Annotated in this window: 14 protein-coding genes; 6 read left to right on the forward strand and 8 right to left on the reverse strand. The window is 45.9% G+C overall.

Annotated elements, in window-relative coordinates; all coding sequences use genetic code 11:
• Nucleotides 1–5 precede the first annotated feature (5 nt).
• Together R3D00_27010 and araA are read left to right on the forward strand one after the other, a co-directional pair.
• A complete protein-coding gene (locus R3D00_27010; GenBank protein MEZ4776855.1) occupies nt 6–1,625 on the forward strand; it encodes a sodium:solute symporter in 1,620 nt (539 codons plus the stop codon).
• Nucleotides 1,626–1,639: 14 nt separating this feature from the next.
• On the forward strand, nt 1,640–3,148 hold the full coding sequence (araA, locus tag R3D00_27015; protein MEZ4776856.1) for an L-arabinose isomerase: 1,509 nt from the start codon (nt 1,640–1,642) through the stop codon (nt 3,146–3,148).
• A gap of 4 nt (nt 3,149–3,152) precedes the next feature.
• On the opposite strand, the gene R3D00_27020 is transcribed toward araA, so the two are convergent.
• The 6 genes from R3D00_27020 to R3D00_27045 all read right to left on the reverse strand — a co-directional run bounded on the left by R3D00_27020 (nt 3,153) and on the right by R3D00_27045 (nt 9,424).
• Nucleotides 3,153–3,401, reverse strand: a complete 249-nt coding sequence (locus R3D00_27020) for a GlsB/YeaQ/YmgE family stress response membrane protein (GenBank protein ID MEZ4776857.1) — start codon at nt 3,399–3,401, stop codon at nt 3,153–3,155.
• 190 nt (nt 3,402–3,591) lie between these two features.
• Nucleotides 3,592–4,392 carry a segregation/condensation protein A gene (locus tag R3D00_27025; protein ID MEZ4776858.1) on the reverse strand — a complete coding sequence of 267 codons (801 nt, stop codon included), beginning with the start codon at nt 4,390–4,392 and terminating at the stop codon, nt 3,592–3,594.
• A gap of 34 nt (nt 4,393–4,426) precedes the next feature.
• Nucleotides 4,427–5,713, reverse strand: coding sequence for a hypothetical protein (locus R3D00_27030; protein MEZ4776859.1), 1,287 nt, complete (start codon nt 5,711–5,713; stop codon nt 4,427–4,429).
• A gap of 24 nt (nt 5,714–5,737) precedes the next feature.
• Nucleotides 5,738–6,346 carry a sigma-70 family RNA polymerase sigma factor gene (locus R3D00_27035; GenBank protein ID MEZ4776860.1) on the reverse strand — a complete coding sequence of 203 codons (609 nt, stop codon included), beginning with the start codon at nt 6,344–6,346 and terminating at the stop codon, nt 5,738–5,740.
• A 132-nt stretch (nt 6,347–6,478) separates the two neighbouring features.
• The gene (locus tag R3D00_27040) at nt 6,479–8,251 is read right to left on the reverse strand and encodes a caspase family protein (GenBank protein ID MEZ4776861.1); all 1,773 of its coding nucleotides are present in this window, start codon (nt 8,249–8,251) and stop codon (nt 6,479–6,481) included.
• Nucleotides 8,252–8,422: 171 nt separating this feature from the next.
• Complete coding sequence (locus tag R3D00_27045) at nt 8,423–9,424, reverse strand: hypothetical protein (GenBank protein ID MEZ4776862.1); 1,002 nt, start codon at nt 9,422–9,424, stop codon at nt 8,423–8,425.
• A gap of 235 nt (nt 9,425–9,659) precedes the next feature.
• Between R3D00_27045 and R3D00_27050 the strand changes: the two genes are divergently transcribed.
• The 4 genes from R3D00_27050 to R3D00_27065 all read left to right on the forward strand — a co-directional run bounded on the left by R3D00_27050 (nt 9,660) and on the right by R3D00_27065 (nt 13,304).
• Entirely contained in the window at nt 9,660–10,004 is a 345-nt protein-coding gene (locus R3D00_27050; protein ID MEZ4776863.1) for a 4Fe-4S dicluster domain-containing protein, read from the forward strand.
• A gap of 96 nt (nt 10,005–10,100) precedes the next feature.
• The gene (gatB, locus tag R3D00_27055) at nt 10,101–11,558 is read left to right on the forward strand and encodes an Asp-tRNA(Asn)/Glu-tRNA(Gln) amidotransferase subunit GatB (GenBank protein MEZ4776864.1); all 1,458 of its coding nucleotides are present in this window, start codon (nt 10,101–10,103) and stop codon (nt 11,556–11,558) included.
• Between the two features lie 121 nt (nt 11,559–11,679).
• Nucleotides 11,680–12,243 (forward strand): ribosome recycling factor, encoded by a 564-nt coding sequence (frr, locus tag R3D00_27060; GenBank protein MEZ4776865.1) that lies wholly within the window; start codon nt 11,680–11,682, stop codon nt 12,241–12,243.
• Between the two features lie 143 nt (nt 12,244–12,386).
• Nucleotides 12,387–13,304, forward strand: a complete 918-nt coding sequence (locus R3D00_27065; protein MEZ4776866.1) for a DUF368 domain-containing protein — start codon at nt 12,387–12,389, stop codon at nt 13,302–13,304.
• 16 nt (nt 13,305–13,320) lie between these two features.
• On the opposite strand, the gene R3D00_27070 is transcribed toward R3D00_27065, so the two are convergent.
• Nucleotides 13,321–13,731 (reverse strand): group III truncated hemoglobin, encoded by a 411-nt coding sequence (locus R3D00_27070; GenBank protein ID MEZ4776867.1) that lies wholly within the window; start codon nt 13,729–13,731, stop codon nt 13,321–13,323.
• A 76-nt stretch (nt 13,732–13,807) separates the two neighbouring features.
• Nucleotides 13,808–15,580, reverse strand: a complete 1,773-nt coding sequence (locus tag R3D00_27075; protein MEZ4776868.1) for a 4Fe-4S binding protein — start codon at nt 15,578–15,580, stop codon at nt 13,808–13,810.
• Nucleotides 15,581–15,584: the final 4 nt, after the last annotated feature.

The following is a 15,584-nucleotide window of genomic DNA, read 5'->3' on the forward strand; positions in this document are numbered from 1 at the left end:
TTATTATGAATCAACTTGACCTGTTAGACTGGAGTGTACTGGTAGGATATTTTCTCGTACTCTTCGGCATCGCACTTTGGGTAATCCGACAAAAACAAAACAGTACGGAAGACTATTTTCTCGCAGGCAGAAATATTGGATGGTTTGTGGTAGGTGCATCTATCTTCGCATCCAATATCGGTTCGGAGCATGTCGTCGGCCTTGCTGGTACGGGTGCCTCTGACAAAATGCCTCTGCTTATTTATGAATTGCATGCCTGGGTAGTGATTATGCTCGGATGGGTATTTCTGCCTTTTTATGCACGGGCGGGGGTATTTACCATGCCAGAGTTTCTGGAAAGAAGGTTTGATTCGAATGCCCGGTGGTTTTTGTCAATTTTTTCGCTGATTGCTTACGTCCTCACCAAAGTTTCGGTGACTGTTTATGCAGGCGGTATTGTAATTTCCACTTTGCTGGGAATAGATTTCTGGCTGGGAGCACTGGCTACGGTTATACTTACAGGTTTGTACACTGTTTTGGGTGGAATGCGGGCTGTAGTCTATACAGAAGCGGTGCAGGCGGTTGTTTTGGTGATCGGGGCTGGTTTGCTGACAATCATCGGTATGCAAGCCGTAGGCGGCTGGGCAGAGCTGAAATCTACTGTCGGCCCATCCTATTTCAACATGTGGCGCCCGGCAACAGATCCCGATTTTCCATGGCCAAGCCTGGTGATTACCAGCACCATCGTGGGGATATGGTACTGGTGTACAGACCAATACATTGTACAGCGCACCCTTACCGCTAAAAATATAACAGAAGGTCGCAGAGGAACGATATTTGGCGGGTTTATGAAACTTTTGCCTGTATTTATTTTCCTGATCCCCGGTGTGATTGCACTTGCGCTCAAACAAAAAGGCGAACTTCAGTGGGACACCCCGGATCAGGCATTTCCCACATTGATGATGACGGTACTTCCTTCCGGATTGCGAGGGCTGGTAGCTGCCGGTTTGCTGGCTGCACTGATGAGTTCTCTCGCCTCGGTATTTAATTCCTGTTCTACCTTATTTACAGTTGATATTTATCAAAAGCTCAGACCCGGGACAGATGACAAAAAGTTGGTGAGAGTCGGGCAAATAGCGACGGTCATCGTGGTGATTGCCGGCATAGCCTGGATACCCGTAATGCAAAATATCTCTGGTGTATTATACGAATACCTGCAATCGGTTCAATCATACATTGCTCCTCCTATCACAGCGGTATTTTTGCTGGGTATTTTCTTTAAACGAATCAATTCCCGCGGTGCAATGGCTACGCTTGTTTCCGGTCTGGTAATCGGCGTGATTCGGATCTCACTGGAGCTGGGCAAAGCCCACTTTGCCGAAGGTAGTTTTCTTCATACACTTGGAGCCATGAACTTCCTGACTTTTGCGGCATGGTTTTTCCTGGCATCAGTACTGATCGCAGTAGTGGTAAGTCTGACTTCGGAAATTCCTTCAGCCGAAAAACTCAAAGGACTGACATTCCAAACCCTTACCCAGGAGCAGAAATCAGCCAATCGCAGTAGTTATAATATGTGGGACATCGCTGCTTCGGCTGCCGTGGTAGCTATTGTAGCGTATGTCATGTTCTCATTTAACGGTAAATAAATTATTGGACCTATATGTCACACTTTGAATCCTGCCAGGTTTGGTTTCTCACAGGCAGCCAGCATCTTTATGGTGAAGAAACCTTAAAACAGGTGATGGCGCATTCCCTGGAAATCGTCAGGGTACTCAATCAGCAGGAGCAAATACCGGTGAATGTGGTATTCAAACCTGTGCTCACCACCCCGGAATCCATCAGTCAGATTTGTATGGAAGCCAATGCTGAAGTTTCCTGCATTGGGGTCATTGCCTGGATGCATACTTTTTCTCCGGCAAAAATGTGGATCGGCGGTTTGAAGTCCCTTCAAAAACCTATGCTACATCTCCATACACAGTTCAACCGCGACATTCCCTGGGGAGAGATAGATATGGACTTTATGAATCTCAACCAGTCTGCTCACGGAGGCAGGGAGTTTGGATTTATCAACACCCGGCTTCGCCTCAACCGGAAAGTGGTCGTCGGCCACTGGCAGGACCCTGTAGTACATCAGGGTATTGCCGTATGGATGCGCGTTGCAACCGCCTGGCAGGATTCACAACAACTCAAAATCGCCCGCATAGGTGACAATATGCGGCAGGTAGCCGTTACGGAAGGTGACAAGGTTTCGGCACAGATTCAATTTGGCTATTCGGTAAATGGTTATGGGCTGGGAGATGTCACTGCTTTTGTAAACCAGGTCTCTGATGCTGCGATCGACCGACTGACAGAAGAATATGCCGATAGCTATATGCTCGCCTCTGCACTCAGAAAGGGAGGCATCGCCCATACTTCGCTTCGCGAAGCTGCCCGGATTGAGATTGGCTTGCGGGCCTTTCTGGAAAGCGGAAATTTTGGGGCATTTACAGATACATTCGAAAACCTGCACGGCCTCACACAGTTACCCGGTATAGCCGCTCAAAGACTGATGGCCGACGGCTATGGCTTTGGAGCCGAAGGCGACTGGAAAACCGCAGCACTGGTGCGGGCCATGAAAGTCATGGGACATGGATTGAAGGGGGGAAATTCATTTATGGAGGACTATACCTATCATTTTCATCCTGAAGGTATGCAGGTTTTGGGCGCACATATGCTCGAGATTTGTCCTTCTATCGCAGAAACAAAACCTGCCTGTGAAGTACACCCGCTGGGAATAGGCGGCAAAGCTGACCCGGTGAGACTGGTATTTAATGTGGCAGCAGGACCCGCGCTCAATGCATCCATGATCGACATGGGCAACCGGTTCAGGTTATTGGTCAATACTGTAGAAGCAAAAACACCTCCGGCGCCACTCCCGAATCTGCCTGTAGCAAGGGTATTGTGGGAGCCAAAGCCCAATCTAAAGATCGGAGCCGCAGCGTGGATACTTGCCGGAGGGGCACACCACACTTGTTACAGCCAGTCATTATCCACCGAATATCTTGAAGATTTTGCGGAAATGGCAGGCGTCGAATTTGTGCTGATAGATCAACAAACCACTGTCCACAGTTTCAAACAGGAACTGCGGAACAATGAGTTGTATTACCATCTGGCTAAAGGAATACGGTAAAAAATCAGGTGCTTTTCTTCACCAGGCCAACTACAAACAGAAGAACCACAGCGCCTAATACCGAAGTAAGCAGGGAAGGGATGATACCGGTTCCGCTATAGAAGCCTAAAGCACCCAGTACCCAGCCGCCCAAAACGCCGCCAATCAGCCCGACAATCAGATTGCCTATCAGGCCAAAACCGCGTCCTTTCATAATCTGGCCACCAAGATATCCGGCAGCGATTCCGATGAGTGCATAATACAGTAAGCTCATAATTTTCGGGGTTTGGTTAAAATGAAATTTCCCATATCAGGGCACTCCTAATATGGGAAATTTTACACGTAAAAAAAAATTAGGGGACTCTATCCCATTGGGAGAGTCAACCCTAACCCCTAGCTTCTGTATCTGGCGTAATGCCTATAAGAACAATTCAAAGATAAGGGTGGGTTTTTTATTTTGCAAATTATTCGGATTCCGTATTATCTTCCAACAGGAAAGATTCTCCTTCCACAGGTTCTTTTTTTGACACCCAGAAATTATTAAACCCTTCTCCTACAGTGATGGATATTTTCTGAAGTTGTACCAGCTCAAGAATAGCTAAAAAGGTGAATACCACATAGATAAGCACCTTTTCTTCCATTACAAAAGACACAAAATCAACCCGCGAACTGAGCTGCACTTTCTCTAAAAGATTATTTTTAACTTCTTCAACCGTGTAAGGATATTTGCGAATTACATGGCGGGGTTTCTGCATTTGTTCGTGATGGCGTTCCCAGATTCGCTGAAATGTTCTCATCAGCGCGTACATATCCAGGCCGACGAGTTCTTCTTCCGGATATTGGGACTGCATAAACAATTTTTCCTCTTCTTTGGAAAAGCCCCGCGCAGCTCTTTCCGCCTGATCTTTTTCCATTTTTTCAAGATCTGCGAGTACCGACTTGTATCGTTTATACTCCAGCAGACGGCGTACAAGCTCTTCCCGGGGATCAACTTCTTCTCCCGCCTCATTAAATACAGGACGTGGCAGCAGCATTTTCGCTTTGATCCGCATGAGTGTACTTGCGACAAGAATAAATTCTGCGGCAAGTTCAATATTCATCTCCCGCATGGTATGCATATAGTCGAGAAAATCATTAGTGATTTTCGCTATCGGGATATCGTGAATATCGAGTTCGTCCCGCTCTATAAAAAAGAGCAGGAGATCAAAAGGTCCTTCAAACTGTGGGAGTTCAATCCGCCAGGTATTTTCCTGAGTTGTTTCCATACCGGCGGCAAGATACGCAATTTGGCAATTTGTTTTACCGGTTTTCGCCGTAGGATTCCCGCAATTTCCGGGCCTCCTCCTGATATTTTCCACCGGCAGCTTCAATCTCGTTCAGCAATCTGATCGCCGTTTTTTTCCGGCCGCTCAGGGAGTAGTTTTGAGCCAGCAGCCACTGTGATTCTTCAAAAAGTAAAGATTCTGGTGCTCTGGCAAGAATTTTCAGCAGGGTAATACTTTCCCTGTATAAGCCCTGGTAAAAGAATGTACTGGCTTTATAATACTGGGCTACCTGATTTTGGGGTTCACTTTGCAGCACCTCATCCAGTTTTTCTCTGGCGGCAGCGTATTTTTGGGTATCGTGAAGTGCGATTGCCTCTGTAAGCAAATCTGCCATCGCCACGCTTTTCAACAGTTTTCCATGATCATCGTATTTTGCCTGTTCAGAAGTGGAAAGGGAAGGCGGCAAAACACCGTTTGCGCTGGGTGCAGGATTACTTTTTGTAATTGGGATAGCAGATACCTGCTCCTGTTTCATGTATTCTCCTAAAGAATCACTCAATATTACGATGCCTCCGGCGGTTTCTTCACGCATCTGATCTGAACGCCTGTCGCGCGGTTGTACATCATCCATATCCACGTTTTCCTTCCCGACAGCCAGCGATTCGCCAGGCATGATTGCAGGCGCAGCATGGGGTGTCGGGCCCGCAGGAAGCGTTGTGAGAGCACCGGACGATGTACTTACAGGCTTTTCGGCAATTATTCTATCACGCCTGACTGAAAGGCGATTGGTAACCGGCGTTTCAGAAACCTCGGCAGAAGCGACCAGCGGTTCGGATTCTATGGGCGAAGTTTCGGTAATAGCAGGTGATGTTTCAGTAACAACGGGCGGGTTTTCATCCGTTGTGTAGCTTTCAGCTATTGCTGGCGGTTCATTTTGGTTGAATCCAAGATCGCGTACGACAAAAAATGTAGCAAACAGCAAAGTGATTGCAGCAGCCGTAGCGACAAAAATCATGGGGAAGTTTTCCGGCATACTTACACGACTCTTCCTCCGGGAAAGCATTTCCCGGCGATTGGCTCGGGTAAACAGTCGTTTGCGGGAAGCGGCCTTGATTCTACTTACAGAGAGGATTACACTATTGTTGTCTTTGACCAACATTAACCCGTCCAGTGCATCAGCAAGCAAAGGATCTTCGGCCAACTGGGCTTCAATCCGCGCATTTTCTGTCTCTGTAGTCTCTCCGTTCAAATACCGGCGAAGCATTACCACCGAAGGTTCTGCTTCATATTTTGATCCAGGTATATGTTTTTTTGCACTCATTGATTATTTCTCCCAATACCGGTTTTACCTCTCCAGAGATTCGCCGTCTGTCATTTGGCTAAGGTTAATTTTCAGGTTTCGCTTTCCGTTCTGAATATAACTTTTGACTTGTTTCATCGAAAACCCCGTTTCATCTGCCACTTCCTGATAACTTTTCTGCTGAAGGTAAAACAATTCTACACAGATACGCTGTTCTTCATTCAATCGTTCCATCGCCAGTTCCAAACGGTTCAACTGATGTTCAGTAGAATCGCCGTCATCCAAAAGACTCAAAATTTCCTTAGATTCCACAAAACCGGGTTCGGTTTCAAGATATTCATCGGCTTTTTCTCTGGCGCGTTTGCTTTTGTCAAGCCAGATGAGGCATTGGTTTTTGGTCACCGTGTGGAGCCAGAATTTAAACTTGCGTACTTCGTATTTTTTCAGGTCAATCAGCAGTTTTTCGAAAATACGCATGGCCATATCTTCGCTTTCCATTGGGTCTTTCAGGTATTTCATACATACGAGATAGACGAGATGGGTATATCTTTCAAACAGTTCCCCCACAAAAGCGGTATCCCCGGACTCTTTGTATTCGAGTACGAGCTCCTCATCGGAAAGAGATTTAATATGTCTGTGCTTTCGAAAAAACATATAACAACATACTAAGATAACAAGAAACCCCGTCAAATTTCACAATTCGATGCGGGATTCCGTAATGAGAAAAAAAAAGGCCGGAAAGCGATTGCTGTTCCGACCCTTAATACTAAATAATCTATCTGGTTATTATCTTCTTTCGAAAGTAAATACTCCCCCATCATCACCCACGTTACGGAGGGCATCGCCTTTGGGAGTCTGAGCAGTATTTCTTGCTACCAGATCACTTACAATCTGGATCAGTTCATCTGCACGCAGTTTTGATTTTGTATTGGACTGAAGAATACGGATCAGGCAGCGGGCGAATGGACTATTTTGACCGGGCTGCCCATCCCATACTTTTTCTATATCACCGGAAGTAAACGCCCAGCGGGAGCGGTTATTTTCATCTACCACCCCGCGGGTATTGGCAAATAGTGATCCGGCATAACAAGCATCTGCTATCAGCAGGGTATGTTTACTGTTGATGGTGCGCAGATAATCGTGAATGGTAGAGTTGCCGATAAAGTCGGGAATTTTGTTGAGTCGGGCATTTGAAGGTACCCAATATCCGAGAGAGGCCTGCTCATCATAATAACCATGACCTGCATAATAAATGACGAGATTATCTTCTTTATTGAGTACATCCTGAAGAGATTCCAGGGTTTCGAGGATATTTTCGCGGGTAGCTTCTTCATTGAAGAGCGTAATGACATTGGCCTGGTCAAACTGATAATAGGAAGTAAGCACTTTGGAGAGATCGCTGCAATCTTTCACTGCATTGTGGAGACGATTCCAGTAGGTATATTCGTTGACCCCAATGAGCAGAAGATAATTTTTCCCTTTACCGGGCATCGCCATATTCTGCTCCCGGCCTGCGTTCTGATTGGCAAAATTCGTAGCAACAGGCGGCTGAAAAGCAGGCCTTGGCTCCTCCACCAATTCCATATAAAACTTCTCTTTTGAGATGTTTTCAAACTTGTCTTTTGCCTCAATCTGAATCTCGGTAAGTCCGGGACGAAGGCTGAGCGAAGCGGCAAAAAGCCCTTCTTCATTGATGGTTACATTATATCCGTTGATAACGACGCCATCAACGCCGGAAACATCATAAACACGGCCACGGATGATTTGCTGGTGGTCGCTGAATTTTCCGGTTTCTCCATTTTTGAGGCTGGGTTCGATCAGGGAAATCTGAGGACCCATATTGTCAACCGTCCGGATTTCAGAAACTTTAAGATAATCAACTTCTACCGCCATATTTCCGCCCACGGTAAAACCATATTCATTGCCAAACAGTGGACTGGCAACCATTTCAGAGACAAGCTCTTCATTGATAAAGAAATACCACTTGTCAGAAACTTTTCTTACGAGAAGTGTATTGTAAGAATAGCGGTTGATATTTTTCCCATAGCTGAGCGGCACAAGATCCTGCGATCTTCCTCTGTCAAACTTTGCCACACGGTAACTGCGGCTGGGGCTAAACATAAAACTATATTCATTGCCTCTGACATCCCGGCCAAAGGTGAGGCCAGTCATACTCAAACCAGACCCTTTCACATTTACAAAACGCATCCGGATTTCAATCTCATAGTTCCCGGAATGATTCATTGCCACAGGGCGGCGTTTCGTATAAGGATGTGAAGTAAGTGTTTCACAGTAAAAGTCGCTGTCTTCTATGCGCTCTTTCAGATATAGAGATCCGAAATCCCAGTTACTGTCATTATTTTCAAATTCGTCATAGAAAGCAATCTGCTTATCTCTGTCCGGAATTCCATAATAATCACCTGGAACCCAGGCAAGATGAGCCTCAACGACATGAGATCCTAACACGAGCAAGGACAACAAGAACAAGAGTGGTTTAAAAGACAATGTGTTAAGGAGTTTCATGATTTTTTCAATCAGTTTGAGCGTATCTACAATCATGGGGGATTGCAATTCTCCAGATGTTAGTTACGCAGATGTCAAAGGTTAAAATGTAGTATTTGCTGAATATGTGGTTACAGAAGTAAAATAAATACATAGCTATATATAATACACAATAACATCTGGTGAAACCTAACATGATTTTTAAAGAACGAAGGAATCGAATATTCCTTAAATCTGTAAGAGTGCGTCCATGGTATTAATATCATCTGCAAAATCAGACAATGATGGATATTGAGTTGCGCCAAACGGTGTATCTATGCCAACAATACACTGGAGTTCGTGCTTATTTTCAGCGATCATTTCCACCAGTGCGGCCTCTCCTTCGACAGATATTTTCCTTATTACCCCCATTTCTGACCTTCCGGGCGAAACAGCAGGCAGAATAAGCAACTTATCACAATCCATAAGTGGTTCACCCCAAACAACCATCTTTGCTTTTTCGTGCAAAACCCGTTCCAAATAAAGCGGATTCAGATATTCTGATGGATATTGATCGATTTTTCTCCATATCCGTTCCCAGTCTGTTCCCGGCATTACCAAAAGATTATTCACATTTCGGCATCCCAGTCCATTGTAAAGAAAAATATCCTCCATCAGACCGTCCAGTTCGTCTTCTGCCATATTGGGTCGAAGAACGGCCAGAGAGTATCTGTTTTTTCTGATGATCCGGGGAACATCAGAAAACTTCGCTTCAAGATACCGCGCGGTATTATTGCTTCCTGTACCGATCAGAAAATCTGGTTTCGCAATAGATACATCCCAGAATATCCTGTCGGCCAATGCCGGCAATTGTTGTACCCATGCTTCCACAAGCCAGTGCATCAGCACCTGATCTTTGTGAGAACAACGGATGTGGGCGATATGTCCACTGAGAATTACCGCCATTACATCATGCCAACCCACTAAAGGGATATTACCGGCTGCTATCAAAGCCACATTTCGGGGTTTGGTTTTTCTTTCAGGATAAGAATCTACAAAAGCTTTCAATGTATTTTCTTCCATCCATACACCAAGTGCCGAAACTGCTTGTTGAATATAGCCAGGGGTAAACCACGGGTTTTCATGTACAGCTTTCGCCACAACACCTGCGGGCACCCCGTTTTTTCTCAGCGTTTCACCAAGTTTTGCGAGACTTTCAACAATCAAATAACGATGAATTGTTTTTTTCATGGATTATCTGCAATAATAATAAAATAGTGAGAAAAAATTATCATCACAGCCATTTTCACAAAAAAAATACTGGTTCATGCAAATCAAGTTAAGCAGTTTCAAACTCATTTAATGGATGATCTGACGCGAACGGATAAAAAAAAAGCGCTAATGGCACCGAAACAATTCCTCCAGGCTTTTGTTTATCTAAAAGGGATCGTATATTTTAGGTGCCAAATTAGTAAAAGGATTTCTTATGGCTATAATGATTACCGAAGAATGCATCAATTGTGGTGCATGTGAACCTGAGTGCCCCAACAATGCTATCTATGAACCAGGCGTTTCCTGGAAGTTTTCAGATGGCACAGGGTTGTCAGGTGAAATCCAGTTTAAAGGGGAAACCATCAGTGCAGATTATGCGCATGACCCTATTTCTGATGATGTTTATTACATCACGCACCACAAATGTACCGAGTGTATGGGCTTCCATGAAGAACCTCAGTGCGCGGCTGTTTGCCCTGTAGACTGCTGCGTGCCCGATCCCGATCACGAAGAGACGGAAGAGGTGCTTCTGGCCAAAAAAGCCTGGATGCATATCTGACAAAACAATCTGTTGCTTAACAGAAAATGGCTTCCCTTGCAGGAGGCCATTTTTTATTACCTTTGCGCCCGAGATACACAAACAACTGTTTGAATTATGCCGACGTCCGAAATCCGTGCGCAATATCAGACTGTCATTGGGCTTGAGATACATGTGCAACTGCTGACCAATAGCAAGATATTTGCACAGGAGGGTTTTTCCTTTGGTTCTCTCCCCAATCACCATGTCTCCGTAATCACAATGGCACATCCGGGTGCCCTTCCCTCAATCAATCGCCGCTGCATAGACCATGCGGTAAAGATTGGCCTGGCCACGCATTGCCAGATCAACCGCAACAGTTTTTTTGCGCGGAAAAATTATTTTTATCCCGACCTTCCCAAAGGCTATCAGATGTCGCAGGATACAGATCCCATCTGCACACACGGGTTTATCGATATTCGCACAGAATCTGGCTCGCAGCAGAAAATCCGGATCGGCCGTATTCATCTGGAAGAAGACGCGGGCAAATCCCTTCACGATCAGGATCCTCATATTTCGATGATTGACCTCAACCGGGCAGGTGTGGGTTTGGTAGAAATCGTCACAGAGCCTGATCTTCGCTCTGCCGAAGATGCCGCTACCTTACTGGCTGAAATTCGAAGACTGGTTCGTTTCCTCGAAATCAGCGACGGCAATATGGAGGAAGGAAGCCTGCGTTGCGACGCCAATATTTCGGTCATGCCGGTCGGAAGTGAAACCCTGGGCACACGTGTCGAGGTCAAAAATATGAATTCATTTAATCACCTGACACGCGCCATTCTTTATGAAAGCGAGCGACAAATAGCCCTGATTGAAGCAGGTGGAAAAGTCGTGCAGGAAACGCGCACGTGGGATGTCAATACCCAAAAAACCTCGCCCATGCGCCAGAAAGAAACCGCCGATGACTACCGCTATTTTCCGGAACCCGATCTTTTGCCATTGGGACTTACGGAAGAATATATAGAAAAAATCAGAAGTGAAATTCCCCGTCTCCCTCAGGAATTATATCTGGAGTACACGGAATCGCTGCAAATTGCCCACAACGAGGCAATGACGCTTACCGAACAAAAAAACTTTGCCGATTATTTTGAGGCAATCCGCAAGCTGACTCCTTTTGAGAAAGAAGCTTCCAACTGGCTGCTGGGGCCTGTAAGAGCCTGGCTGAATGATTCCGGAAAAGAAATTGGCGATTTCCCCATTTCCACAGAAAAGCTTGCGGATCTGATCCGGCTGGTTCAGGAAGACAAGATCAGCAACCACGCAGCCAGAGACCAGGTCTTCCCGATCATGCTTGTCCGACCTGAAGAATCGCCACTTGCTATTGCCGGCGAACTGAATATATTATTGGAATCGAAGCAGGATGAGGTAGAAAATGCAATGATTGCGTTGATGAATCAGTTTCCACAGGAGACCACCCGCTACCGCTCAGGGAAAAAAGGCCTTAAAGGATTTTTTGTGGGCCATATTATGCGCCAGTTTCAGGGAAAAGCCAGTCCCAGAGAGGTCAATGATGTGGTAGAACGCATGCTTGGATGAGCGATATTGCAGGATAAATAAAGGAAGCCTGGCGATTTGATTGTTGAGTTTTTCATTTGTAGTATTAAATTTGGGCTTTCAGAAAACAAATTATTTTCACTGATTTTTAATTTTGACGAATATGGACCCGAGTCTGTCAGAGGTAATTAAACACATGGAAGTGCTGATGATCAAATCTATTGATTATCTAAAAACCGAGTTACATTCCATCCGGGCGGGAAAAGCAAGCCCGGCTATGATTGATAGTGTTACGGTCGAATATTACGGAACTCCTACCCCTGTCAATCAGGTAGGTACAGTTTCCGTAATAGATTCACATACCCTTTCAGTGGTTCCGTGGGAACGAAAAATGATCCCCGCCATTGAACGCGCAATCAGAGATGCAAACCTGGGTTTTAATCCTATGAGTGACGGTGAGATGGTTCGTATTCCGATTCCCCGTCTTACGGAAGACCGGAGAAAAGATTTGGTCAAACAGGCCAAGGCGGAAGGTGAAAAGGCGCGGGTTGCCATTCGCAAACACCGCCATGATGTGATCGGCACGTTAAAACAAATGCAAAAAGATGGAACCTCCGAAGATGCCATCAAAACTGCGGAGTCAAAAGTAGAGGAGGGCACTAAGGATTTTATGCGTAAAGTCGATGAGGTCCTCAAGGTAAAGGAGGACGAAATCATGACTGTATAAACCCACTTTCAGCTAGAACGGGAGAAAATACCCTTAACCCGGCCATTTTACCTGTCCCCTCCGGAAAAACATTTCCATAACCGGCAAATTTGTTACCTTAGCCGAAACAAATTTGCCTACACCTTTTTTCTGGACGTACCAATATGAAACAAGCCCTGATCCTGTTTCTCAAGGGCCTTGGGATGGGCGCCGCGAATGTTATTCCCGGCGTTTCCGGAGGCACAATTGCTCTTATCACGGGTATATATGAGACTTTTATCGATGCCCTGAAATCATTTGATCTGACTGCGATAAAACTTTTATTTCAGTTTAAATTCAAAGCGTTTTGGGAACATATCAACGGTTCTTTTCTGTCCGCAGTACTTGCCGGCGTTGCCGTCAGTATTTTCAGCCTGGCCAGGCTGCTGGAATACCTGCTTGACAAGCAGGAAGTCCCCACCATGGGCTTTTTCTTTGGACTTATTATCGTTTCTGTTTACTCAGTAGGCAGAACCATAGAAAAATGGTCTCCAGCTACCATTGTTTCTCTTGTCATCGGCACGGGCATTGCCGTGGGTATTGCGCTCCTCGCCCCTGCCAGTGAAAACCCGGCGATGTTTTATGTTTTTCTCTGCGGAATTGTTGCGGTATGCAGTATGATTCTGCCAGGGATTTCGGGTTCGTTTGTCCTTCTGATCATGGGTAATTATGCTCTCGTACTAAGCGCCATTGGCAGATTTGACCTGGGAATATTGATTCCCCTTGGCATTGGATGTGTATTCGGACTTGTCGCCTTTTCGCACCTCCTTTCATGGGTCTTTAAAAGTTATCGCGACGAGACGATTGGCATGATGACGGGGTTTGTGCTGGGCTCCCTCCTGGTAATTTGGCCATGGAAAGTCACCCTCACCCAAACGATTGAAAGAGTCGGTAAAGACCCCAAAGTTGCTGTAACCGGCTTCGAATGGCATATGCCGGATTTTGGAAATCCTCAGACTTTCTGGACAATCGGGTTTATCGTCCTGGGGGGCCTGGTAATATGGGGACTGGAAAAAATGTCTTCCGGCAAAACAGAAGCATAATTTATCCTGAAAGACTTCAAACCAACGGAATATTTCCTTTGGTTTTCATCGCGGTGAGTTTGTACAAAAACAATTGTGCCATCTGGCTTGCACGCCATACGGTTTCATCTGTTTTGGGACCTTCGAAGTATTTCCTTACGGTATCATTAAACAATTCAAGCCATTTCTCAAAATGTGCTGCTTCCAGCTCCAAACCAATATGTGGGGCAAACGGGCTGCCTCCATAGCGTTTTTCCGGATCCTCCACGCCCAATAAAACCGTTTCCCAAAACAAGTAAATACGCGCCTTATGTGCGGGCCATTTTTCTGCACTGATACGCGAACTGAATACGGGCCCCAGCAGTTCGTCTGCCAGTGCCCGTGCGTAAAATTCATCTACCAGCAACCGGATATCTGCTGTATCTGTAATATCTTTTCTGTTATCCATACCCGCAATTACGCAAACCGGAAAACTATTCAAAATGATATGCAGCAGCCCGTGAAGAATTTATTTCCTGCGAGGCTTAAAACAACACTTCACTCATACGACTGCTATCGTCATTGGTGCCATTTTCCAGTGCAAGTACACCTCTTGGGCAAACTGCCGCGCAAACGCCACAACCTACGCAGGAAGAACGAACAATATTCTGCCCCTTCTGTGCATAAGCCCGGACATCTATCCCCATCTCACAATAGGTCGAACAATTACCGCATGATATACACTGACCGCCATTGGTTGTGATGCGAAACCGGGACTTAAACCGCTGCACAATGCCCAGGTATGCTGCCAGTGGACAACCAAAACGGCACCAGGCCCGGTTGCCCAGCAATGGATAAAAACCGGTTCCGATAATCCCGGCAAACACAGAGCCAATGGCAAATCCGTACAAACCTCTGACCGAATAGCTGTTTAACCCCAAAATGGTTGACTGCCCGGTAAAATAGGTGTACAACACCAGCCCGGTCATAACCACCGAAAATACAAGTACGCCATGTATCAGATACCTTTCGATCTGCCATGAGGATAGTTTTTTGCTCGAAAGCTGGCGGTAAGGGTCTCCCAATGTTTCTGCCAGCCCTCCACAGCCACATACCCATGAACAATACCATCTTTTGCCGAAAAAATAAGTGATTACAGGTACTCCTATGACAAACAGGATAATTCCCCAGACCATCATCCATATACCGGCTTGTGTGGCCGAAAAAGTTGTCAGCCGATAATCAAAGAAAAACGAATAGTCCAACGGCCACATATTCTTCAAATCCTGCTCAGGAAGATTGAGATTGTGCAATACCTGTGGAATGAGAAAGGCAAAAGCTATCTGGAAAAACATGACCGATGCGGTCCGCACGATATGATATTTGCTGTGCCGATATTTGGTAAACATCCTGATACCCATCACAATAATCGCGACCGTGTACAGGAAGCCATACATAAACCACCGGTCTGCCGGGGCACCTTTGCGGAGCAAACCGGAAACAGGATCGGCGAGGGAAACCCATTCGGCGATATAGGCGTGTTTGAAATAAAGAAGAATGTAAAACCCGATCAGAAAGGCACCCGCCAAAATGCCGACAATCCCCCGCGAAGTCGCCGAGCTGTGGTAGATGCCATTGTGTTTAATACCCGGCATCCCGTCAAAAAAGGCGGGAAATATCCAGAACAAAGCCCCTATCGTGCCTATGACCACGATAAAAAAGAAAAAAACAAACGGGTTTTCCCAATATGCTCCTTTCGCCATAGTCTTTGCCATGGCAAAGAGGTAATCCTGGGCATCGTAGTCGGAGATGAGAAAATTGCCGGCGTAGCCATTGATTGCACCATTGATGCCATCACGGACTTTCTGTTTCAGCTCGTCTTCATTGCCGGCAGACTGCCCGACCAGCCAGTTTGAATAAGCAACGACGGTTTCCCGCATGTCTTCCTTCACCAAAGCAATGGCCTGGTCATAAGAGTCCTGCGAAACGGAGAGATTTCTGTCATCGCCGCCTACTGCTGTCTGTACAAATTGCTCGATGGTTTCTTCCGGCAGTCCATACTGTTTCCGGACCCGATCATTGGTCAGGTCAATCACTGCACTGGCAGCTCCCAGAAAAGTAAATTTGGAACTGAATTCACGGCCTTTCAATTGCTGTAATTCTTCCAGCAGAATTTCTCTGTGCGAGTCTTTCAGTTTGCCTGACAGTGTCTCCAGGCCTGCATCGGTGACCTCGTACTTGCTGAGCAAAAGTAAAGAGACAAATGTCAGCAAAGCGGCTATAAATATGCCTAAACCGGCTTTTTGTAAGTATTTCATTTTT

This window comes from Bacteroidia bacterium, assembly GCA_041391665.1.
Lineage (GTDB): Bacteria > Bacteroidota > Bacteroidia > J057 > J057 > JAGQVA01.

Bases quoted from the DNA above. Each gene is read 5' to 3' on its own strand.
- R3D00_27010 (MEZ4776855.1), top strand. From the start codon at position 6: ATGAATCAACTTGACCTGTTAGACTGGAGTGTACTGGTAGGATATTTT.
- araA (MEZ4776856.1), top strand. From the start codon at position 1,640: ATGTCACACTTTGAATCCTGCCAGGTTTGGTTTCTCACAGGCAGCCAG.
- R3D00_27020 (MEZ4776857.1), bottom strand. From the start codon at position 3,401: ATGAGCTTACTGTATTATGCACTCATCGGAATCGCTGCCGGATATCTT.
- R3D00_27025 (MEZ4776858.1), bottom strand. From the start codon at position 4,392: ATGGAAACAACTCAGGAAAATACCTGGCGGATTGAACTCCCACAGTTT.
- R3D00_27030 (MEZ4776859.1), bottom strand. From the start codon at position 5,713: ATGAGTGCAAAAAAACATATACCTGGATCAAAATATGAAGCAGAACCT.
- R3D00_27035 (MEZ4776860.1), bottom strand. From the start codon at position 6,346: ATGTTTTTTCGAAAGCACAGACATATTAAATCTCTTTCCGATGAGGAG.
- R3D00_27040 (MEZ4776861.1), bottom strand. From the start codon at position 8,251: ATGATTGTAGATACGCTCAAACTGATTGAAAAAATCATGAAACTCCTT.
- R3D00_27045 (MEZ4776862.1), bottom strand. From the start codon at position 9,424: ATGAAAAAAACAATTCATCGTTATTTGATTGTTGAAAGTCTCGCAAAA.
- R3D00_27050 (MEZ4776863.1), top strand. From the start codon at position 9,660: ATGGCTATAATGATTACCGAAGAATGCATCAATTGTGGTGCATGTGAA.
- gatB (MEZ4776864.1), top strand. From the start codon at position 10,101: ATGCCGACGTCCGAAATCCGTGCGCAATATCAGACTGTCATTGGGCTT.
- frr (MEZ4776865.1), top strand. From the start codon at position 11,680: ATGGACCCGAGTCTGTCAGAGGTAATTAAACACATGGAAGTGCTGATG.
- R3D00_27065 (MEZ4776866.1), top strand. From the start codon at position 12,387: ATGAAACAAGCCCTGATCCTGTTTCTCAAGGGCCTTGGGATGGGCGCC.
- R3D00_27070 (MEZ4776867.1), bottom strand. From the start codon at position 13,731: ATGGATAACAGAAAAGATATTACAGATACAGCAGATATCCGGTTGCTG.
- R3D00_27075 (MEZ4776868.1), bottom strand. From the start codon at position 15,580: ATGAAATACTTACAAAAAGCCGGTTTAGGCATATTTATAGCCGCTTTG.